We start from the raw sequence: 19,152 nt of genomic DNA on the forward strand, positions 1-19,152 counted from the left end.
AAAAGAAAAAAGGCCGCTGAAGATTCAGCGGTCTTTTAGTCTTTTACTCACGTTATGCATGTAGAGCAAGCTGTGCACTGTAGCGTTCTAATCCCGCTTTTAGATCAGCGATCAGATCGTCTACATCTTCAAGACCAATATGCACTCGAATCAGTGTACCTGCAAAGTGCGGGTGTGCGACGGTTCTTAAACTATCAAAGCTTTTGGGCTCATTAGCTAAAATCAAGCTTTCAAATCCACCCCATGAAAAGCCCATACTAAAATGTTGCATGCCATCGAGCAAAGCGGTCGTAGCTTTTGCATCACTGCTCTTTAATACAAATGAAAACAGTCCGTTACCACCAGTGAAATCACGCTGATAAAATTCATGTCCAGGACAAGTCTCTAACGCCGGATGGCGAACGTGATCCACTTCAGGCTGTTCTGCTAACCAGTGCGCAATGGCTAAGCTATTTTGAGCATGTTGACGTAAGCGAACATCTAAGGTTCTTAGCCCTCGTAGTCCTAAATAAGCGTCATCAGGTGAGACACATTGTCCCATCAAATAGCTTTGCTCTCGCAATTGATCCCAGCATTTTTCATTGGCAATCGCTGTTCCTAACATCACGTCTGAGTGGCCAACAATGTATTTCGTCGCCGCTTGGATCGAAATATCAACACCATGTTCAAAAGGTGAAAAGTTCACGCCCGCCGCCCAAGTGTTATCCAGCATGACAATGATGTCATGTTCATGTGCAACCCGCGCTAAGGTTGGGATATCTTGCACTTCCATCGTGATCGAACCGGGTGATTCAGTGAACAACACTTTGGTATTGGGCTGGATCAAAGCGCGGATCCCTTCACCTATGGTCGGTGGGTAGTAGGTCGTTTCTATGCCCATTTTTTTCATGATTTTTTCACAAAAATCACGAGTAGGTTCATAGCAAGTGTCGACCATCAGAATATGGTCACCCGTTTGCACAAAGGAAAGAATACTATTGGCAATGGCGGCCGCACCGCAAGGGAAAAGCGCGCAACCGACGCCACCTTCAATTTCCACCATTGCTTCTTGGAACGCAAAGTGCGTATGAGTACCACGGCGTCCATAAAAGAGTGTTTTATTAGCCCGATTGACAGTGGCGTGATTTTTTTCAGCCACACTATCAAACACAACCGTAGAGGCTCGTTGAATAGGAGGATTGACAACACCATTGGTCCACTTTTTACTACGACCCGCATTGACCAACTGTGTTTTTTTACCTTCTGGCATCCGAAATCCTTGTCTGGGAGAGTGTTCACTATTTAAAACATGGAGTTGCCTAGCTTGGCAACCCCAGTCAGATAAAAAGTTTACAGCAGCGGATTAAACAGATAGAACAATCGTTCAAAAAACCTATGATACAGCGGGCGTTGCTCCCATATTGCTAGCTCAACCAAGTGAGATTGTTCTATATAACGCTGTTGCAGCCAGTTCATTTCTTGAGTGAAGGATTGATCTTCAATTGCTAACGTGACTTCAAAATTGAGCCATAAGCTGCGCATGTCAATATTCACCGTACCGACAAGACAGAACTGGTTATCGATCACGACGGATTTAGTGTGCAGCAAGCCACCGTAGAATTCGTATATTTTCACACCGGCTTCGAGCAACTCACCATAAAAGGCGCGAGAGGCCCATTTAACCATCAATGAGTCATTTTTATGTGGAATAATGACTTCAACATTGATACCGCGTTGAGCGGTCATTTTTAAAGTAGCAACAAGGTCTGCACTGGGAACAAAGTAAGGTGTTGTGATCCTGACAGATTGATTGGATTGATTCATCGCGAGCGTTAACACTTGGGAGATTAAGTTCTCCGGCATGCCGGGGCCTGAGGGGACAACCTGTACTGGATGATGGGGCTGATCTGGACCGATAGTGCATTCTGGTTGTGCTGGCAACATACGTGTTCCTGTTTCCACTTCCCAGTCCCAGCAATGTACTGCGGACAGCACATTGACCGCAGGCCCGGTAATACGAACCATAATATCGACCCATTGACCTACACCGGAATTTTGCTTGAAATAGGCTGGATCAACTAAATTCATCGAGCCTGTGTAGGCAATTTTATCGTCGATAACAATGATTTTACGATGTTGACGTAGATCTAAGCGGCGTAAGAACATCCGCCACGGGCTCACTTCTAACGCTTGGACGACTTCAATTCCTGCGTCTTTCATCATTTTGTACCAGTGACTTTTGAAGAAACGTGGGCTGCCCGCGGAATCAAGCAGTAATTTCACATGCACATCACGTTTAGCTGCTTGGATCAACGCGGAAGCAACCGAATCCGCCAATCCACCCGGGTGCCAAATATAAAAGACCATTTGGATGCTAGTGTGAGCTTGTTCTATGTCAGCAATGATAGAGTGCAGAATTTCGTTAGGGGAGGTTTGCAATGATAACGTATTACCACTTAAGGCCGGAATCCCCATGCGGTGGTTACACAGCTCATCAATTTTATAAATTTGGGCGCCCATTCCCTCAGGGGCATGAGCTTGGCAATCGTTAAGCTGTCTAAACCAATCACCAAATGGAGCAAACATTTCCTTCGCACGCTCTGCACGCTTGCGTCCTAAATTTAGCTCACCAAAAAGAAAATAGCAGATCACTCCCACAATCGGAATGATATAAATCACCATCAGCCAAGCCAGAGAAACACTCACCGCTCGGCGTTTCAATACAACGCGTAGCGTGACTGCGGCGACCAAAAACCAATAGAGAGCGATGCCTGCTAAAGTAAGAACGTGGTAAACCTTGTCCATGCTATTAATCTTGTCGATAGAATAAGTCACGATAGTAAAGGGAAAGGGAAAACTAAGGAAGGTTATCGCGTGAATAATATGAAAATAGTAACAGATGAATCGTGTTACTAGAGTGATCATGGCAGTTTAAAAAAATGATCTGAGGATAAAAAAGCAACAGTTGAACTATAAAACTACGGCGTTATCCGTAATTTATATCGTTCGGGCTTCCAATTTTAATCTCAAACTGTTTTACTTGCCACCATCTCAGTGCGACAAAAAATCACAACTTGTGTAATTAAAAGTTTACACACGCTTTTAGCACTGCCTAACAAACACAACATTGGTAAATAGTTTATGGCAAGTAGTTCAAGAGGTCATTTCTCATCGAGACTTGGTTTTATTATGGCGGCTGCAGGTTCTGCGGTTGGCCTAGGGAACGTGTGGGGTTTTCCGACCAAAGCGGCAAGTAATGGTGGCGCGGCATTTTTAGTGATTTATTTGGCGATGGTATTCTTGCTGGCGTTTCCAATGCTGGTTGCGGAATTGACGATTGGGCGACATGGACAATCTAACCCCATCGCTTCTTTAAGAAGTATCTGGACCAAAAATCGTGCGGCGGCGGCACTGTTTGGCATTATCGCGATGATTGCCTCATCGATGATCCTCAGTTTCTACTCCATCCTTGCCGGATGGCTTATGGGTTTTGCGGCATCCCCTATATTAGGTATGTTGGGCTTACAGACGGCGGCCGACTGGCTAGTGAATTTTAGCGATTTACGCAATGTTTTACTGGCGCTCGCATTTTCTTTACTCACTATTTATGTTGTGCGAAAAGGTGTCGCGGACGGCATTGAAAAATGGTCTACCCGTTTGATGCCGGTGCTTTTCATTCTCTTTGGCGTCATGATTGCTTATATCTTTACCCAAGATGGGGCAATGGAAGGGCTGAAGATGTATTTGATCCCTGATATTGCGCACATCACTCCCAGTTTATTAGTAGACGCAATGGGGCAAGCTTTCTTCTCTCTCTCTTTAGGCGTGGGGGCGATGATCGTTTATGGCTCATATCTTAAGAAAGATGTTAATTTGCCAAAAACAGCGGCGCAAGTCGCGGCGATTGATACGGGAGTGGCGTTTGCCGCTGGCCTTTTGATTCTCCCAGCAATGTTTGTGGCTAAAAATCATGGTGTCGAAATTTTTGATGCTGCAGGCAACTTGATGAGTTCGGGCGATTTAGTTTTCACCGTGCTGCCTGCGATGTTTGATAATATGGGCAGTGCAGGGGTGTTGCTCGGCTTTGGTTTCTTTATTTTGATGGTTATCGCAGCGCTAACTTCTTCAATTTCTATGCTAGAAGTACCAGTATCTTGCGCGCAAGATGAACTAAAAATGACTCGTAGCCAAGCAACATGGATGATCGGTGGAGCCATTGCGCTGCTGAGCATCATCATTTCCCTTAACTTTGGGGCGTTATTTAACCTAGTGGCTAACGTCTCAACCGTCTATATGCAACCTTTATTAGGTGTGGTTTGGGCTATTGTGGTGGGTTGGGTTTGGCATCGTAATAAATTGCTTGATGAGATCAAACAAGGTAACCCAGAGATTGCACAAAGCCTATTTTGGAAAATTTGGCCATGGTACGTGCGTTTTGTTTGCCCCGTGGCGATTTTAATGGTGTTTGGTTATTCATTAATTTAGCGCATTCCTAAGGCTCTCATCCGAGAGCCTTTTTATCCTCCTACGGCCTTGAACCTTGCATTTATTGGTATCTGCGTTGTTTAACGCTATACTCAGCCGCCTATTCTGCAGTTAGTGATTCACATGTTTGATATTCTTTATACTCACAACGATTTTCTCATCATCAACAAGCATCCCAATGTTTCTGTGCACAAAGATGATGGGGATACAATGCTGCTGCAAGAAGTGGGTAAGGTTTCAGGCGATGACAAGCTCTACTTAGTTCATCGGTTGGATAAAATGACGTCCGGCATTTTATTGCTTGCCCGCCACCAAGCTGCGGCTAGTGAGTTATCTAAAAACTTTGCAGCAAGGGAAGTCGAGAAATTCTATCTTGCCATTGGCAGTAAAAAGCCTAAAAAGAAACAGGGTTTGATCAGCGGTGATATGGAACGCTCTCGACGCTCGTCGTGGAAGTTAGTAGCGACACAAAATAACCCTGCAGTAACGCAGTTTTTTTCCTGCTCTGCTGAGCCGGGTGAACGTCTCTTTTTATGTAAACCTTTTACCGGAAAAACCCACCAAATTAGGGTTGCTTTGAAATCACTCGGCTCTGCGATTGTCGGTGACCCGATTTATCATTCTCATGATGATTCTGATAGAGGCTATCTACACGCTTTTGCGTTACGTTTTTGCTATCAGGATCAGTGGTATCAATTTATCTGCGACCCACGCAATCAAGTAGCGATGGGGCAGAAGTGGAACTCAGACATTGTTAGCCAAGGGATTGAATCTTGGTTAACACCTTGGAATCTAGTTTGGCCGAAAGTAAACAAATGACAGAACAAACAATGCAACGTTCAGCGCTTCCTCACTTTTTTACCTATATTGAGCAGCAGCTCTCTTGTAATACCGGTGAAATTCGCCGCTTATTTCATGGCCGAGGTCGTCAATGGCCAGGTCTAGAACAGCTCACCTGTGACTGGTTGCAACGGCAGTTAGTCGTCAACTTATTTAAAAATGTCGAAGAAGATTTTCTCGCGGAGTTAAAAGCGGGTTTGTCGCACCTAACAACCCGTCCGTTATGGCTAGAAAAGCAAGGTCGTTGTGTCTTACTTCAGCATCGATATGCCGATGGCGCGCCTTCAGAAACAGTATGGGGAGAATTAGAGCCTTTCCCTGTGGTGGTCGAAAATGGCTTAAAGTACCAATTGAGCATTGGGCGTAACCAGAATTTCGGGCTGTTTTTGGATATGCGTTACGGCCGTGAGTGGGTTTCATCTCACGCTAAACATAAAAATGTACTGAATCTATTTGCCTATACTTGCGGTTTTTCAGTAGCGGCTATTGCTGGTGGTGCTGACCAAGTTGTGAATGTCGATATGGCCAAAGCATCACTGGCTAAAGGTCGTGAAAACCATCAATTAAATGGCCACAATCTCAATTCAGTGAAGTTTCTTGGACATGATATTTTCAAGTCTTGGGGAAAAATCAAAAAATCAGGGCCATATGATCTGATTATTATTGATCCCCCTTCGTTTCAAAAAGGCAGCTTTGCGCTAACTAAAGATTATCAACGTATCTTACGCCGCTTACCTGAGCTGTTAGAACAAGGCGGCGAAGTGCTTGCATGCGTTAATTCACCAGCCATAACCTGCGACTTTTTAATCGAAGGGATGAAGGTAGAAGCGCCATCACTTACTTTTCAAGCTCGCCTAGAAAACCCACCAGAGTTTGAAGATATTGATCCGCAAGCGAGCCTGAAAGCACTGATTTTCTCCTAAGTAGAATGGAGATCAGGTAAGATCACGCCATAATAAAGTTGGTTATGGTGTGATTGCTCCCGACTTCAGGAATTATTAATTTTGCAAAATATGTTCAATCGGTGAGGGTTTAGAATAGATGAATCCTTGGATAAGATACACAGCACGAGTAGCAAGATAATCAACTTGGTCTCCGCGTTCAACGCCTTCAGCAATAATTTCAATATTAGCTTCTTGTGCTGAAAGAATAATGGAATTGAGTACCTTTATTTTTAAGTCGTCAGTTCCAATCGTATCAATAAACATCTTGTCTATTTTAATACAAGAAATACCAAGATTTTGTATATATGAGTAACCACCGTAGCCTGTCCCAAAATCATCAATTTTGAACTTATAGCCTTTTGCCATAAGATGAGATAGTGCCCTACCTGCATTTTCAATATTAATAAATGGCGTTCTTTCTGTTATTTCAAAATGAATCTGTTTGGTGGTCGGCCAATTGAGTTCTTTTAGTGTTTCTGCTAAGCCACCACTTTCAATGTGGGCTGGCACGATATTGATACTCACCCATTGCTGCACGTCGAATTGTTCTAAATCATCAATTACTTTTCTTATGATTTGATTCGTTATCTGGATGATTAAACCGGATGTTTCCGCCGGACCAACGAACTCATTTGGTGGAACCATCTCCTTGCCTTTGCACCAACGAACTAAGATCTCATAGCCAACGACTCTCTCTTCTCGGCTATCAAGAATGGCTTGGTAGTAAGGGATGAATTGTTTATCTTTAATGCCTTTAAGAATTAATCCTTGAATTGAGTTTTTATAATTTCTGAACTTTAAATAAAAAATAGATAATAAGATACCAATTGCTAGCGCAATGGGATAACCCCAATACATTAATTGGTAGTAAAGATATTGGTTGAATTCTTTACCAGCAGAGAGTGTTTCTTGAATATCAAACTCTTTTACGGTGCGGCTAATGGTTATAATGTCATCTTGGTAAGCAATCTCTTTATTTCCTCGATTCATTCCCAGCCCATTTAAGCTAGGCGATAAATAATGGAAATTTAATAAAAAGCAATTTATACAATCACCTATTAGCGCCTCTTCTTGCCAACTACTGTCTAATATCCAAAAAATTCGATTACCCTCTTTTTGATAATAAATAAGCAGTTCTTTTTCTGTATCAAAAAGTGCGGGAGTGGTGGATATGTAAAATCCTGAAGAGAGGTCATAGGCTTTCAACTCATCAGAAAGTTGTAATGGGAAACCCACAGTCGAGCAGCTACGCCCATCTTTGTTGACAACTGCGATCATTCTGATAAATCGATTGTAGTGCTTGGAATCACGAATTAATGACATATCACTTGCTTGGCATTCATAATTTATTTGAGCGACTTGCTCTAAAATCAGAGCATTTAAGTTGCTGGCTCTATTGGCCAAGTAAAGATTGACGGTATCGAGTTTGCTTTCCAGTACATAGCGTGTCAACGGATTGATTAATATCGGGATGGTTAACGAAAAAATAAGAGTCGGGATCAGAAAGAGTAAGATCGCTATTTTAACGGGTCTGGTCAAAGTCATAAATGCAACCTTAGGCATCGTTATGCCACTGCGTTAGTAAGTGCGCAGTTTAGCATGCCACTGGTTCAATTGATGAGAATTTTGAAGAGTTCTACGATAATCCAATGTATTGCATTATCTGGATTTGAAGCCGTAGTTCGAAGCCAAAAGTGATAGCGTTAATCATGGTTGTATTCATGACGTGAGTGAGTGTTAGCGAGTGTTTGAAATCCAGAATAAATGCGGGTAATGGTGGTGAACCAGCATGCGCAGCCGAATAGATAAGCTATCAAGGCAAAATGTTGAGGAAAAAGACAAAACAGGACGAAACAAGCAATCGTTTCCGTACCCTCAGTCAAGCCTGACATGTAATACAGTGATTTATTCTTGTAGATAGGGCTGTGGATGTTTCGCTTGCTGGCCATCACGGCGAAGGCAAGAAAGCTGCTTCCCGTACCGATAAAAGAAAAGATCAAAAAGGCGCCAGCTACCGCATTGTGCTCAGGTGAAGCCAGCACAAAACCAAACGGGATGAGCGAGTAAAACAGAAAATCTAAACTGATATCGAGAAATCCTCCCGCATCGCTGACCCCTTGAATTCTTGCCAACGCACCATCAAGACCATCCGCTATTCGGTTTAGTATGATGAAAACTAATGCTAGCGTGTATTGTGAGAAAGCAAGTGCAGGAAGTGCACAGCAACCTAAAGCAAAACCCCAGAGTGTCGTTTGGTTCGCTGTAATGCCTAAGCGATGAAGCCCTTGAGCTGTTTTCTCTAGTGGCCAACGAATGATTTTGACACTAAATCGATCAAGCATGTGCGCTCTCCCATGAGCAGGTTAAAATGCGGCTGTTAGGCGGAACATCGTCTTTATCGTGCGTGACCATCAAGGTCGGAATGCCTTCGGCGACCAGTTGATTGAACACCCAATCCCTAAATTGGATCCGCAGTGCTTTATCTAACTTGCTAAATGGTTCATCCAATAGTGCCAGTTTAGGTTGAGCCAGTAGCATGCGAGCCAAGCTAATACGTGCTCGCTGCCCCCCAGATATCTGTTCTGGGTAAGCATTGGCAAGATGTTCGAGAGAAATTTTCTGTAATGCTTTTTCTGCTTGAGACTGCCGTTCATGGCCTTTTACCGAGTTGGGCAAGGCAAAAGCTAAATTTTGCCAAACCGTCAGATGTGGGAAGAGCAGATCATCTTGAAATAAAATACCGACTTGCCGCTGATGTGCAGGCCGCAAAGTGATGTCGACATCGTCCAGTATGACTCTGCCTTGGAAGCTAAAATCCCTCCCCAAATGACCCGCAATTGCATTAAGTAGCGTTGACTTTCCGCAGCCGCTCGGCCCCATTAAGCTAACAATTTCACCAGGGGAGATGGTGATATTTAAATCCGATAAGAGAACTTCACCATTTTGTTTATGGATGGCGAGGTTTTCGAGGCAGAACATCATGAGTAATGGCTTCCTTGCGGGCAGTTTTTTTAACGATAGGGTTGATGGTACGGCGATGAATTTGTAGTCGGCTGATCACAATCGCCAAGGTGAAAAAAATCAAAGGCAGTAGGGCTTGCCAAATGGCATAGATAGCGGTGACTCTGCGGTCAAAGCCACTTGAGAGTGCAACGGCTTCGGTAGTAATAGTGGCGATCCTTCCTGCGCCGAGCATCAAAGTCGGCAAATATTGCGCTAAGCTCACACTCATTCCAATTGCTGCCGCGTAAACGATGGCTGGCAAGAGTTGCGGCGTTTTAATTTGCCAAAATACTTGCCACGGCGTTTTTCCTAAACTTAACGCTGCTTTAGTCAGGTTTTGATTGTAGCTTTTCCACGGGCCATCCAACACAAGGTAAACAAAAGGAAAGGCGAAAAATACATGTGACCATGTAACCCAAAGCCAATACTGATCGCTGGCTAAAAAGAGTGTGGCGATCTGCATGCCAAATAACAGTGAAAGCTGAGGAATGAGCATCGGCAAGGCGATCAAATAACTGGGTAAATGGCGCTGATATTTGAGCTTATACTCATGAGCGAGTAGAGATAACACCAGCGCAATCACAGTGCTGAATAGCGCTAATTGTACGCTTTGATATATGGTTGGTGCGATATTCAACCATTCGTTGTCCCAAAAACGGGCACTGAACTGACTGGGCCATAAGTCTGGAAAGCGCCAACGTTGTGCAAAACTCCAAACCACCATTAAAGGCAACATCAGCAGAGATAAGGTAATGATGAATAAAAACAGTGATTTTCCTGGCAAGGAAAGTGCATAGCGGCCTGAGTATTGCCAGCGTTTGTAGTGTTGCGTGGAACACTTTTCGATGAAGAGAACGGTCAATAACATGGCGCTGGCAAGTATAAACAACAGAACGGCGCCAGCGGCGGCGCGAGGAATTAAGGCTAAGTTAGGGTCACTAAACCACTGCCATACCAATACTGCAAACGTTGGTGGATTATTGGGACCTAAAATGAGCGCCAAATCGACAACGGATACGCCGTAGGCAATCACGGCAAAGAGGGCAAACCGCAGTTTATTTAACCACTGTGGGAAGATCACTTTTAGCCATAGTTGGGGTTGAGAATAACCCAGCGAAGCCGCTGCTTGTTGCAGTTTATCAATGTTTAATTGCTGCAAAATGGGGATGCTCATCAGCAGTAAAAAAGGAACTTCTTTAAGTGCTAACGCTAAGGTTAACCCGACTGCGTAAGGGTTGCGCACTAAAAGCGAAGCGCCATCTCCCATGAATGAGGTTCCAAACAGATGATACAAAAGGCGATCCGTCATGCCGCTTGGCGAGAATAAAAAAGCAAAACCAATGGCAAAAGCGACGTGAGGCATAGCCAGTAGCGGTGACAAAGCGTTCTCTACTTTTGACCAGTGACGGCTGTGCCATAATGATTGCAATATCACAAAGCAGATCGCTGCGGCGAGATAGGTACTGATTAACGCAGAACCTATGCTGAGTAGTAGAGATTGCCCGACTCCCGACCATTGTAAGATGGCGATGTAGCCATCTAGAGAAAAGTGGTGCAAGCCAACGGGAGGAATATAGCCCAATGAGGAGAGTATGACCCCAAGTAGGCCGGGAACAACTGGGGCAATACAGATGACAATAATCAGCAAATAGCTTGCTCTAAACATCGGGCTTTATCTCAGTCTCTTTAGTGGCCGTAGCGTTTTTGCCATTCGGCTTCAAGCGCCGTTTGCCAGCTTGGGTGTGGCTCGGCGATTGATTTAAACAGCTGAGTTTTCTTGGCGCTGCCACTTAAGAACTCATTTTGTAATACCGATGGATCTCCCCAAATGGAAAGATCCCCTTTACGAGATTGTGCTTCCGGACTGAGTAAGAAATTGATCGCAACCAATGCGCCTTCTTTGGCACTCGCATTCCAGGGAATGGCGAGAAAATGAATGTTAGAAAGAGCCCCTGTTTCAAACGCGTAGGAGCGGGTAGACGCCGCTAGCGTTCCATTTGCTTGAGCGGAAAAAACAGCATTTGGGTTAAAGTTGATGGAAAGATCAAGCTGACCATCATCAAGCAATTGCAGCATTTGAGCAGAGCCGCTGGGAAACTGCTTGCCTTGACGCCAGGCCACAGGATGAAATTCATCAAGATAGCGCCAAAGAGGCGCTGTCACTATGGCAAAATTTTGTTCATCCACAGGCTTAGACAGTGCAACATCGTTATCTGTCAGCTCAATCAATAAGGCTTTAAGGAAACTGGTGCCATGAAATTCAGGAGGACGAGGGTAACTAACACGATTTGGAAACGCTTTTGCGTAACTCAACATTTCTGAAAATGAACGGGGAGGATTATTGAGCTTTTCCTGATCGTAAATAAACACCAGTTGTCCTACACCCCAAGGCGCTTCAAGGCCGAGAGTCGGCTCTGAAAAATCTTGATCGATCGGCAGTGAGGAATCAACATATTGCCAGTTAGGTAAACTCTCCGTAAATGGACCATACAGTAAACCATTATTTTTCATGGACTTAAAGTTTTCACCATTAATCCATACTAGATCGACACTGCCATTATTATTTTTAGCGGCCGCCTTTTCTGCAATAAGCCGTGTTGTTGTCTCGGCAATATCGGTCACTTTCACCTGTTTTAACTCGATACCGTAACGATCTTGCAGCTCGTTGCCTGCCCAGCGGATGTACTCATTAATCTCTTGGCTTCCTCCCCACGCGTGAAAGTAAACGGTTTGTCCTTTGGCTGCATCTGAGGTTTGTTGCCAAGTTTGCGCCGACGCGTAAAACGCAAACGCACCTGTTAAGAGAAAGGTGATCAGCTTTTTCATAATTATCCTTAAAGATCGCTTTATTCAGTGACTTAGTGAATAGACCGGAGATATTTCCATGTTCATTCATTATGAACGAAAAAAAACAAAAGATCTGAATTGGTGAGAAAAAGCAGAAGTTGCAGATAGGTGAATGATGTGTGAGGTGGTCTACGGAAATGGCAGCCTGATAGAAAAGACTGCCATGAGAAGAATGACTGAAATTAATTTACCCAATCACGCAAAGTAAAGGTGAGCGTGTGAACCTCATTTTTAAGTGTTAGGCTATCTTTGGTCAGATTGATCTCGCTCCAATCTGACAATGTTTGAGAAAACGCCTGCTCGGTATCCATGACATCACCGATACACATCATCATGGTCATGCCCATTTTTTCGATGCGGAATTGGTTGTCTTTTAGCTCGGCTTGCCCAAAAAAGTTATTGCAACCTGCGTTACCGCTAGCCATCATCTTTTCGCTGATTTCTAATCGCGGTGCTTTTTGTTTGTCATTATTGACCACGTCCTTGCCATCAATTTGCACCAGTTGCCAATTGTGATGCTGCAAATCTTGAGCGGTGATGCTTTCTACATCACCATTACTTGCACAGGCACTCACCAATACAGGTAGAGAAATTGCGGCTAGCCATTTTTTTGAACTAAACTTCATCGTATTAGACCCCAGAATTTGGAAAACACGTACAGTATATAAAATTGAGTACCGTTTTTGTCAGTATAAAGTGATTGTTTTATATGCGTCACAGTTTGCAATCAGGAAGTGACACACGTTACTCTTATGTGGCGGACGTTAAATTGGAAAAATAATTGATTAACCATGGAGCAACTCGAATTTTTTAAAGTGCTGAGCCCTTGTATCGGTGTATGTTCAGTTGATGACAAAGGTTATTGCCAAGGCTGTATGCGTAAAAGGGAAGAGCGTTTTAACTGGCTCTCAATGAACGCTGCGCAGCAACTGTATGTCATAAAGTTATGCCAACAGCGCTATAAGCGGAAAAAACAGAAACAACAAGCACAAAACCAAGCAGATTCCGATCCAGAAACGAATCCGCAGCGCGATCTATTTTAATCAATGACTTCATTCCCCAAAATCACTGACCCAACCACCAGCATGCTCATTAAAATGATTACCGTGAAAACGTTTATTCACATCGCGTAATTTTGTCTGTAAAAATGGGTGTAATTAAGTCATTTTCCCCAGATTTTTCTGTTTAACTCATCAATAACCAGAATCCAACACCTATCATCAATGAGCCTGAAATACGGTTCATTAGACGCACATTTTTTGAATGCCCTAGAGCTCGTTTTAACCCCTTGCCACCTGTTGCGTAAAGTGTCATACAGACAAATTCTGAGACCATAATAATGGACACCAGCAGTAATAGTTGAGGTGCAAGTGGTGCTTCACTATTAATAAAAGGCGGAAGTAGGGAGACCATAAACGCCCAGCCTTTAGGGTTAGCAATCGCGGTCACAAAACCTTGCATGACAAGATCCCAGTCTTTGTTATGGGGAGTGACTTGTGAGTCGCTACTGAGGGCAAGCTTGCCTTTTGAGCGCCACATCTGAATGCCTATATAGCCAAGATAGATGGCACCGATGGTTTTGAATCCGGTAAAGAGCCAAGGGTAATTGAGCATAATCGAAGCCATCCCCAAAACGGCTGCGATGGAAACGAACGCCACACCGACGATCTCTCCCATCATCATCCATAAAGTTCGGCGATAACCAATACTCATCCCAAGACTCAGTGCCAATGTCATGCACATACCTGGAGTAATCGAAACAAAAAAGAATGTTGGTATAAATGCCAGAAGTAAAGTACTGCTCATTAATCAATCCGTGTTGAGAGACAAGAGCTCTAGCATACACATTAATTACAATCTTCACTATTTCACTTTGCTGTGCAATTGACGACAGTGCTACTTACGGATTGAAACCAATAAAGATGACCGTTTGGGATGATGAAGCATAGATAGGGTGCACAGAGATGGAAAAAGCCGCATTGCTGCAGCTCTTTCGTTGTTATGACTTACTTCTTACGATTTTTTAGTCGATTCATCATGTTCAAACGACGTTCTGCTGAGGCTTGATCCGGCTTTTCGTCATTTGGGTTGTTACGACGGCCTTGGCGATCTTTGTACGCCGCTTTTGTGTGAAGCTTTTCAATGTAGGCATCACGCTGTTTAGGCTCATAACCAGGCTGTTCAACACGGCGGATGCGTTGCTGGATAAGGTTTTCAACCTGAACAACAGTCAACTCTTCTTCGCGGCTGACAAATGAGACAGCATGTCCCTGTTTGCCAGCACGACCAGTACGACCTATGCGGTGTACATAATCTTCGGCGAGAAATGGCATGTCATAGTTAACCACGTGTGGCAGGTCGACGATATCTAAACCACGTGCAGCCACATCGGTCGCAACCATGACACGCACTTTGCCTTCTTTAAATTCTTCAAGAGCGCGTCGACGTGCACTTTGTGCTTTATCGCCATGACATAGCACGGCCTTGATGCCATCCAGTTTCAGCTCTTTAACCACTTCATTAGCCGTCTCTTTATAGTTCACAAACACTAAGACTTGTTGCCAATTTTTGCGGCCAATCAGTTCAGACAGCAGTTCCGTTTTACGCTCTTGATCGACAGGGTAAACCACATGCGCCACTGTTGCGGCCGTGGTATTAGCACGATCGGCATTAATGCGTTTGGGTTTGCGTAAAATATCGCCTGCCAGTTGGTTAAGCTGAGTGGATGTAGTGGCCGAGAACATCATGATTTGTGGTGAGGTTTCCACTTCCAGCATGATTTTACGCACGGGATTGATGAACCCCATATCTAAAATTCGATCTGCTTCGTCGAAAACCAAAAACTCAAGGTTGGCGAGTGAAACATTACCTTCACTTAAATGCTCTTCTAATCGGCCAGGGGTCGCGACCAAAATGTCCACACCCATTTCAAGCTGACGAACTTGAGAAGACATTTTATTTCCACCGTAAACAGCAGCGACACTGAGTTTGGTGTACTTGACGTAGTCTTTAATGTTCTGGGCAATTTGCGCCACTAATTCACGCGTGGGTGCCAAAATTAAGCCTCGCGCTGTTTTAGGCGAAGGTTGCTTGCCGCTATCTAACAGATGTTGAATAACGGGCAGTGCGAATGCTGCGGTTTTGCCTGTGCCAGTTTGCGCCGTTGCAAAAATATCATGCCCTTTACGAGCCTCGGGAATGGCTTGTCGCTGAATGGGGGTAAGTTTTTCATAGCCGCATTCAGTAAGCGCTTTAACAAGTTCAGGTGCAAAACCTTGAGATGAAAATGACATTTAACGGGTTCCTTAAGCAGACAGCCTACAGTTGTTAATTTTAGCCGTGCACTATATAGGATTTAGAGTGATTTATCTCACGTTTATCGTGATCAGTGATAAATTTCCTACATTATTGACCAATTGTATTTGAGTTCACAAATGAGATGAATTGGTGATTCATAGCGGTTGCCTATCTTTCTATTATGTTTTTACTTCAGAAGCCGATAATAAATGGTAGACTCTCAACACTTGCGTAGCATCATGATGACGCAGAAGTAATTAACCTTGATAAAGGATGCATAGACCCATGGACAATGCAGATTTTGTACAGAAACGGCAATATTACCGCTTAAAGTATCCAAAGCGGGTGAGACCTACCGTAAAAATTGATGATCAGCTATTCCATGTCTGTGAAATATCAGAGCAAGGCATTCGTATTTCAATGCCGAGAGTGACTACCTTATATTGTGGTCTATCGATGTCTGGTACGGTGCAGCTACGCAGCAACAACACGGTCAAAATTGCGGGTCAAGTATTGCGTTTCCAACAAGATGAAGTGGTGGTTCAACTATCCAATGGTCCTGCTTTTAAGCACATGGTTGAAGAGCAGCGTTATATTTGCCAAAGATACCCGTCTTACTTCTCGTCTTTACGTTCTGCTTAAATCAAAAACTATCACGTTCGGCTTAAATCAAAAACTATCGGTGCTCAAAAAACTATCTTGGTTTTATAAAACGCTTGCTTGGTTTTATAAAACGGTGAAACCCCGATAGTTGGTAGCTATCGGGGTTTCGAATTTTTAGATTTCTCGGATGGTAAGGCCGATCATCTTTATGCAAAAGGTTGGATTTTATCCAACTAATTCCTTGGTAGGAAATTAGATGCGGATGAAGTCCATGTGCTCAACTTTTGGCTTGAACACGTGACGTTGAACGTCTTGTGGCTTAACTTTTACTTCTGCGCCATCAATTACTAGAGTAATTGCTTCGTAGAATTCTGGTTTGTCCATTTGGTTGATCACGTCAGAATGATCCAGTGCGATAGCAACTGGTGCTGCTTCACCACCGTAAACAACTGCTGGGAATTGGCCCGCGTGACGTAGGCGGCGGCTCGCACCTTTACCTAGTTCAGTACGTACTACTGCTTCGAATTTCATAGTTTTTACACTCAAATTAGTAAAAATAAACTTCACATCTGCAATGCGACCTTGCTGATGTGGTATAGCTTTGATAGTGAATCAATGATTACTAACAAAACGAGCGCGGATACTAGCACTCTATCTAAGATGGGGCAATAGAAAATCCCTTGCAGCATCGATTTATTGCAGCTTGTTACGAAGGACCGTGACAGTCTTTATTGCTTAATGTCGAGTTCGATTTCGTCCATTAAAGCGAACGAAAAGTTAGCACCGCTTTTAAGCCCCCCATAGTGCTAGTCGATAGGGTTAGCGTGCCGCGATAACTGTGCGCCATTTCACTGACAATATTCAACCCAAGCCCAGATCCAGAGGTTGTTTCGTCTAAGCGCACGCCACGCTGTACCGCTTTAGCCAGATCTTGCTCAGCAATACCTGGGCCATCGTCTTCGATGTGGATTTCTACCCAGCCTTCTTCTCGATTTTTTGCGTGAACTCGAACTAAAGAAGCTGCCCATTTGTAGCTATTTTCCAGTAGGTTGCCGAGCATCTCGTCGAGATCGGCTGGGTCAACGGCAACCTCTAGATCAGAATCCAACTCATTAACTAACGTGATTTCACGCTGTATGTAAATTTTGTCAAATGCCATAGAAATAGCATCTACCCGTTCGCTTGGATTGGCTTTTACCGCAAGAATATTCATTGAGCCAGCCATGCGCGCGCGCCCTAGATGGTAGTCAATCTGCTTTTGTAACTGTTCAATTGGTGTTCTGAGTGTCTGCTGTTGTGCGAAATCAAGATGATCGATCTCATTACGCAGTACAGAAATCGGCGTTTTTAAAGCGTGAGAGAGATTGCCTGCATGATTGCGTGCGCGCTCAAGCAATTCTTGATAGTGGAATAACAGTGCATTCAAATCATTGACTAACGGAAAAACTTCTTTTGGGTACTCGTCACTGAGACTGGCTTGTTGACCTTTGCGCAATGCGGCCAGCTCTTTTTGCATTTTCCCTAACGGCCGTAATGACCAACTGACTTGCAAGCCAATCAGCACCAATACACCACTAAAGAGCAGGCCTAGTATCATCCATAATTGGCTAATTACACTGTTTAAAGTGTCTTGTAATGGCGCTTCATCAAGACCGATGGTAATGGTGATAGGAGAAGCAAAGTCTGGTAAGTAGATGATTTGTTCAATGACGATCAGTTTTTCATCTCTTGCGCCTTTGATGATACTTTTCAAGCCATGTTTTTCGCTGAGAAGGCGCTTATCCCACAATGAGCGAGAACGAAGCGATTGATCATCGCTTGAGGCCGTCCAATAAAGGCCGCTGTAGGGTTGGCTAAAACGAGGGTCGGAAAGGCGCGACGACAGTACTAGGTTCCCTTGCGGTGTCGCTTCCAAGTTCGCCGTGATTTCATCCATCGCTAAACGTAGCTGGCCTTGCACATCATTGACTAGGTAGTCTTTGATCAGTGTGGGAATGCCAATTCCCGCCGCTAAAATCATGGTACCTAACCAAAACGTTGCCGCGAGCAGTAAACGACTTTTTAAACTGAGGCGCTTTAAGGCCGAGGTTTTATTTTGCATTAAGCTGGTATCCCAGTCCTCTCACGGTTTTGATAATGTTGTTATTGATTTTTTTACGGATGCGGCCAATAAACACTTCGATGGTGTTGGAGTCTCTATCGAAATCTTGTTTGTAGATGTGTTCCACCAGTTCAGTCCGTGAAATGACTTTGTCGGCATTGTGCATGAAGTAGGCAACCACTTTGTATTCCAGTGCCGTCAAGCTCACCGCTTGACCTTGCCACATCACTTTAGAGGTTCGAGTATCAAGGCTTAAGTCACCGATTTGCATCACAGGGGAAGCGTTACCTGATGCTCGGCGCAGTTGTGCGCGGATACGAGCGGTTAATTCCACCATCTCAAATGGTTTGGTGAGGTAATCATCCGCTCCTGCATTTAAGCCCTCGACTCGTTGAGTCAAACCGTCTCTTGCACTGAGGATCACAATGGGCGTATTAATGTTTTCATCTCGAATGCCTTTCAATACGGTGAGCCCATCGAGCTTGGGTAAACCGAGGTCGAGCACAATCACATCCCACTCTTCTGATGTAGCGCGATAGAGTGCATCAATGCCATCTTGTGATAATTCAGGCACCCAGCCGGTCTGTTCAAGCGCTTCTACAATTTGTTCCCCAAGACGAGGATCGTCTTCGACTACCAATATTTTCATGGTTATTCTCTATTTTTTGATGATGTCGCGTAGGTTCCTGCCACGAATAGCCATTAGTTCTAATGTGCTTGCATTATATTCTACGCGGATAACTCGGTTGTCATGCATCAGTTTTAGTTCGTAGACCCATTCACCATCATCTTCATCTAACTCTACCTTGATAACTCGGCCATTGAGTTCTTTATCTATCGTGGCATAAAGCTCAGACAATGGATGAATTAAACCTTTTTGAACTGCCGCGTAGACCTCATCTTGATCCTCATCAATCTCTACCTTGGTTCCTGGCTTATAAGTGTCTTGAACCCAATCGTGTACATCACTGCTCGCAGCTAAAGTGGGTAAGGATAATGACGAGAGCAGCAGTAAGCGTGCGAAAGCTTTACCCTTTTTGAACAACATGTTGC

At 44.1% G+C, this 19,152-nt stretch carries 19 protein-coding genes; 5 read left to right on the top strand and 14 right to left on the bottom strand.

Going from position 1 to position 19,152, the window contains the following annotated elements:
• Nucleotides 1-52: 52 nt before the first annotated feature.
• Nucleotides 53-1,249, bottom strand: a complete 1,197-nt coding sequence (locus CCZ37_RS05805; RefSeq protein ID WP_094499997.1) for a cystathionine beta-lyase — start codon at nt 1,247-1,249, stop codon at nt 53-55.
• Between the two features lie 80 nt (nt 1,250-1,329).
• Nucleotides 1,330-2,784: a cardiolipin synthase gene (gene cls / locus CCZ37_RS05810; RefSeq protein WP_026027536.1), complete on the bottom strand. Its 1,455-nt coding sequence runs from the start codon at nt 2,782-2,784 to the stop codon at nt 1,330-1,332.
• A gap of 336 nt (nt 2,785-3,120) precedes the next feature.
• Between cls and CCZ37_RS05815 the strand changes: the two genes are divergently transcribed.
• From CCZ37_RS05815 to CCZ37_RS05825, 3 genes are all read left to right on the top strand, one after another.
• A complete protein-coding gene (locus tag CCZ37_RS05815) occupies nt 3,121-4,464 on the top strand; it encodes a sodium-dependent transporter (protein ID WP_094499998.1) in 1,344 nt (447 codons plus the stop codon).
• Nucleotides 4,465-4,587: 123 nt separating this feature from the next.
• The gene (locus CCZ37_RS05820) at nt 4,588-5,283 is read left to right on the top strand and encodes a TIGR01621 family pseudouridine synthase (RefSeq protein WP_010320247.1); all 696 of its coding nucleotides are present in this window, start codon (nt 4,588-4,590) and stop codon (nt 5,281-5,283) included.
• An 11-nt stretch (nt 5,284-5,294) separates the two neighbouring features.
• Nucleotides 5,295-6,227 carry a class I SAM-dependent methyltransferase gene (locus CCZ37_RS05825; protein WP_167372425.1) on the top strand — a complete coding sequence of 311 codons (933 nt, stop codon included), beginning with the start codon at nt 5,295-5,297 and terminating at the stop codon, nt 6,225-6,227.
• 75 nt (nt 6,228-6,302) lie between these two features.
• Here CCZ37_RS05825 and CCZ37_RS05830 read toward each other — a convergent pair whose 3' ends face one another.
• From CCZ37_RS05830 to CCZ37_RS05855, 6 genes are all read right to left on the bottom strand, one after another.
• Nucleotides 6,303-7,793: an EAL domain-containing protein gene (locus CCZ37_RS05830; RefSeq protein WP_094500000.1), complete on the bottom strand. Its 1,491-nt coding sequence runs from the start codon at nt 7,791-7,793 to the stop codon at nt 6,303-6,305.
• A 158-nt stretch (nt 7,794-7,951) separates the two neighbouring features.
• Nucleotides 7,952-8,590 (bottom strand): CDP-alcohol phosphatidyltransferase family protein, encoded by a 639-nt coding sequence (locus tag CCZ37_RS05835; RefSeq protein WP_094500001.1) that lies wholly within the window; start codon nt 8,588-8,590, stop codon nt 7,952-7,954.
• Nucleotides 8,583-9,230 (bottom strand): ATP-binding cassette domain-containing protein, encoded by a 648-nt coding sequence (locus tag CCZ37_RS05840; RefSeq protein WP_094500002.1) that lies wholly within the window; start codon nt 9,228-9,230, stop codon nt 8,583-8,585. Before CCZ37_RS05840 ends, CCZ37_RS05835 begins: the two co-directional genes overlap by 8 nt.
• Complete coding sequence (locus CCZ37_RS05845) at nt 9,196-10,917, bottom strand: ABC transporter permease (RefSeq protein ID WP_094500003.1); 1,722 nt, start codon at nt 10,915-10,917, stop codon at nt 9,196-9,198. Before CCZ37_RS05845 ends, CCZ37_RS05840 begins: the two co-directional genes overlap by 35 nt.
• A 20-nt stretch (nt 10,918-10,937) precedes the next feature.
• Nucleotides 10,938-12,077 (bottom strand): ABC transporter substrate-binding protein, encoded by a 1,140-nt coding sequence (locus tag CCZ37_RS05850; protein WP_094500004.1) that lies wholly within the window; start codon nt 12,075-12,077, stop codon nt 10,938-10,940.
• A gap of 203 nt (nt 12,078-12,280) precedes the next feature.
• The gene (locus CCZ37_RS05855; protein ID WP_010318391.1) at nt 12,281-12,724 is read right to left on the bottom strand and encodes an META domain-containing protein; all 444 of its coding nucleotides are present in this window, start codon (nt 12,722-12,724) and stop codon (nt 12,281-12,283) included.
• 165 nt (nt 12,725-12,889) lie between these two features.
• Here CCZ37_RS05855 and CCZ37_RS05860 point away from each other — a divergent pair, with 165 nt between their 5' ends.
• On the top strand, nt 12,890-13,141 hold the full coding sequence (locus CCZ37_RS05860; protein WP_094500005.1) for a DUF1289 domain-containing protein: 252 nt from the start codon (nt 12,890-12,892) through the stop codon (nt 13,139-13,141).
• A 142-nt stretch (nt 13,142-13,283) separates the two neighbouring features.
• Here the strand turns inward: CCZ37_RS05860 and CCZ37_RS05870 are convergent, their stop codons facing one another.
• Both CCZ37_RS05870 and CCZ37_RS05875 read right to left on the bottom strand, forming a co-directional pair.
• Nucleotides 13,284-13,904, bottom strand: a complete 621-nt coding sequence (locus CCZ37_RS05870) for a LysE family translocator (protein ID WP_094500006.1) — start codon at nt 13,902-13,904, stop codon at nt 13,284-13,286.
• Between the two features lie 200 nt (nt 13,905-14,104).
• Nucleotides 14,105-15,391 carry a DEAD/DEAH box helicase gene (locus tag CCZ37_RS05875; protein ID WP_026027722.1) on the bottom strand — a complete coding sequence of 429 codons (1,287 nt, stop codon included), beginning with the start codon at nt 15,389-15,391 and terminating at the stop codon, nt 14,105-14,107.
• 289 nt (nt 15,392-15,680) lie between these two features.
• On the opposite strand from CCZ37_RS05875, the gene CCZ37_RS05880 reads away from it, so the two are divergent.
• Nucleotides 15,681-16,037, top strand: a complete 357-nt coding sequence (locus CCZ37_RS05880) for a PilZ domain-containing protein (RefSeq protein ID WP_010318387.1) — start codon at nt 15,681-15,683, stop codon at nt 16,035-16,037.
• A gap of 213 nt (nt 16,038-16,250) precedes the next feature.
• On the opposite strand, the gene rplY is transcribed toward CCZ37_RS05880, so the two are convergent.
• The 4 genes from rplY to CCZ37_RS05900 form a co-directional block, all read right to left on the bottom strand.
• Nucleotides 16,251-16,529 carry a 50S ribosomal protein L25 gene (gene rplY, locus CCZ37_RS05885; protein ID WP_010318386.1) on the bottom strand — a complete coding sequence of 93 codons (279 nt, stop codon included), beginning with the start codon at nt 16,527-16,529 and terminating at the stop codon, nt 16,251-16,253.
• 229 nt (nt 16,530-16,758) lie between these two features.
• Nucleotides 16,759-18,099 (bottom strand): ATP-binding protein, encoded by a 1,341-nt coding sequence (locus CCZ37_RS05890; RefSeq protein ID WP_094500007.1) that lies wholly within the window; start codon nt 18,097-18,099, stop codon nt 16,759-16,761.
• Nucleotides 18,089-18,748, bottom strand: coding sequence for a response regulator transcription factor (locus CCZ37_RS05895; RefSeq protein WP_010318384.1), 660 nt, complete (start codon nt 18,746-18,748; stop codon nt 18,089-18,091). Before CCZ37_RS05895 ends, CCZ37_RS05890 begins: the two co-directional genes overlap by 11 nt.
• Before the next feature lie 9 nt (nt 18,749-18,757).
• Nucleotides 18,758-19,147 carry a PepSY domain-containing protein gene (locus tag CCZ37_RS05900; RefSeq protein ID WP_010318383.1) on the bottom strand — a complete coding sequence of 130 codons (390 nt, stop codon included), beginning with the start codon at nt 19,145-19,147 and terminating at the stop codon, nt 18,758-18,760.
• Between the last annotated feature and the right edge of the window lie 5 nt (nt 19,148-19,152).

This window comes from Vibrio qinghaiensis (genome assembly GCF_002257545.1).
GTDB classification, from domain to species: Bacteria; Pseudomonadota; Gammaproteobacteria; order Enterobacterales; family Vibrionaceae; genus Vibrio; species Vibrio ordalii.

Coding starts and splice junctions, on each gene's coding strand:
- CCZ37_RS05805 (WP_094499997.1), bottom strand. CDS start 1,249: ATGCCAGAAGGTAAAAAAACACAGTTGGTCAATGCGGGTCGTAGTAAA.
- cls (WP_026027536.1), bottom strand. CDS start 2,784: ATGGACAAGGTTTACCACGTTCTTACTTTAGCAGGCATCGCTCTCTAT.
- CCZ37_RS05815 (WP_094499998.1), top strand. CDS start 3,121: ATGGCAAGTAGTTCAAGAGGTCATTTCTCATCGAGACTTGGTTTTATT.
- CCZ37_RS05820 (WP_010320247.1), top strand. CDS start 4,588: ATGTTTGATATTCTTTATACTCACAACGATTTTCTCATCATCAACAAG.
- CCZ37_RS05825 (WP_167372425.1), top strand. CDS start 5,295: ATGCAACGTTCAGCGCTTCCTCACTTTTTTACCTATATTGAGCAGCAG.
- CCZ37_RS05830 (WP_094500000.1), bottom strand. CDS start 7,793: ATGACTTTGACCAGACCCGTTAAAATAGCGATCTTACTCTTTCTGATC.
- CCZ37_RS05835 (WP_094500001.1), bottom strand. CDS start 8,590: ATGCTTGATCGATTTAGTGTCAAAATCATTCGTTGGCCACTAGAGAAA.
- CCZ37_RS05840 (WP_094500002.1), bottom strand. CDS start 9,230: ATGATGTTCTGCCTCGAAAACCTCGCCATCCATAAACAAAATGGTGAA.
- CCZ37_RS05845 (WP_094500003.1), bottom strand. CDS start 10,917: ATGTTTAGAGCAAGCTATTTGCTGATTATTGTCATCTGTATTGCCCCA.
- CCZ37_RS05850 (WP_094500004.1), bottom strand. CDS start 12,077: ATGAAAAAGCTGATCACCTTTCTCTTAACAGGTGCGTTTGCGTTTTAC.
- CCZ37_RS05855 (WP_010318391.1), bottom strand. CDS start 12,724: ATGAAGTTTAGTTCAAAAAAATGGCTAGCCGCAATTTCTCTACCTGTA.
- CCZ37_RS05860 (WP_094500005.1), top strand. CDS start 12,890: ATGGAGCAACTCGAATTTTTTAAAGTGCTGAGCCCTTGTATCGGTGTA.
- CCZ37_RS05870 (WP_094500006.1), bottom strand. CDS start 13,904: ATGAGCAGTACTTTACTTCTGGCATTTATACCAACATTCTTTTTTGTT.
- CCZ37_RS05875 (WP_026027722.1), bottom strand. CDS start 15,391: ATGTCATTTTCATCTCAAGGTTTTGCACCTGAACTTGTTAAAGCGCTT.
- CCZ37_RS05880 (WP_010318387.1), top strand. CDS start 15,681: ATGGACAATGCAGATTTTGTACAGAAACGGCAATATTACCGCTTAAAG.
- rplY (WP_010318386.1), bottom strand. CDS start 16,529: ATGAAATTCGAAGCAGTAGTACGTACTGAACTAGGTAAAGGTGCGAGC.
- CCZ37_RS05890 (WP_094500007.1), bottom strand. CDS start 18,099: ATGCAAAATAAAACCTCGGCCTTAAAGCGCCTCAGTTTAAAAAGTCGT.
- CCZ37_RS05895 (WP_010318384.1), bottom strand. CDS start 18,748: ATGAAAATATTGGTAGTCGAAGACGATCCTCGTCTTGGGGAACAAATT.
- CCZ37_RS05900 (WP_010318383.1), bottom strand. CDS start 19,147: ATGTTGTTCAAAAAGGGTAAAGCTTTCGCACGCTTACTGCTGCTCTCG.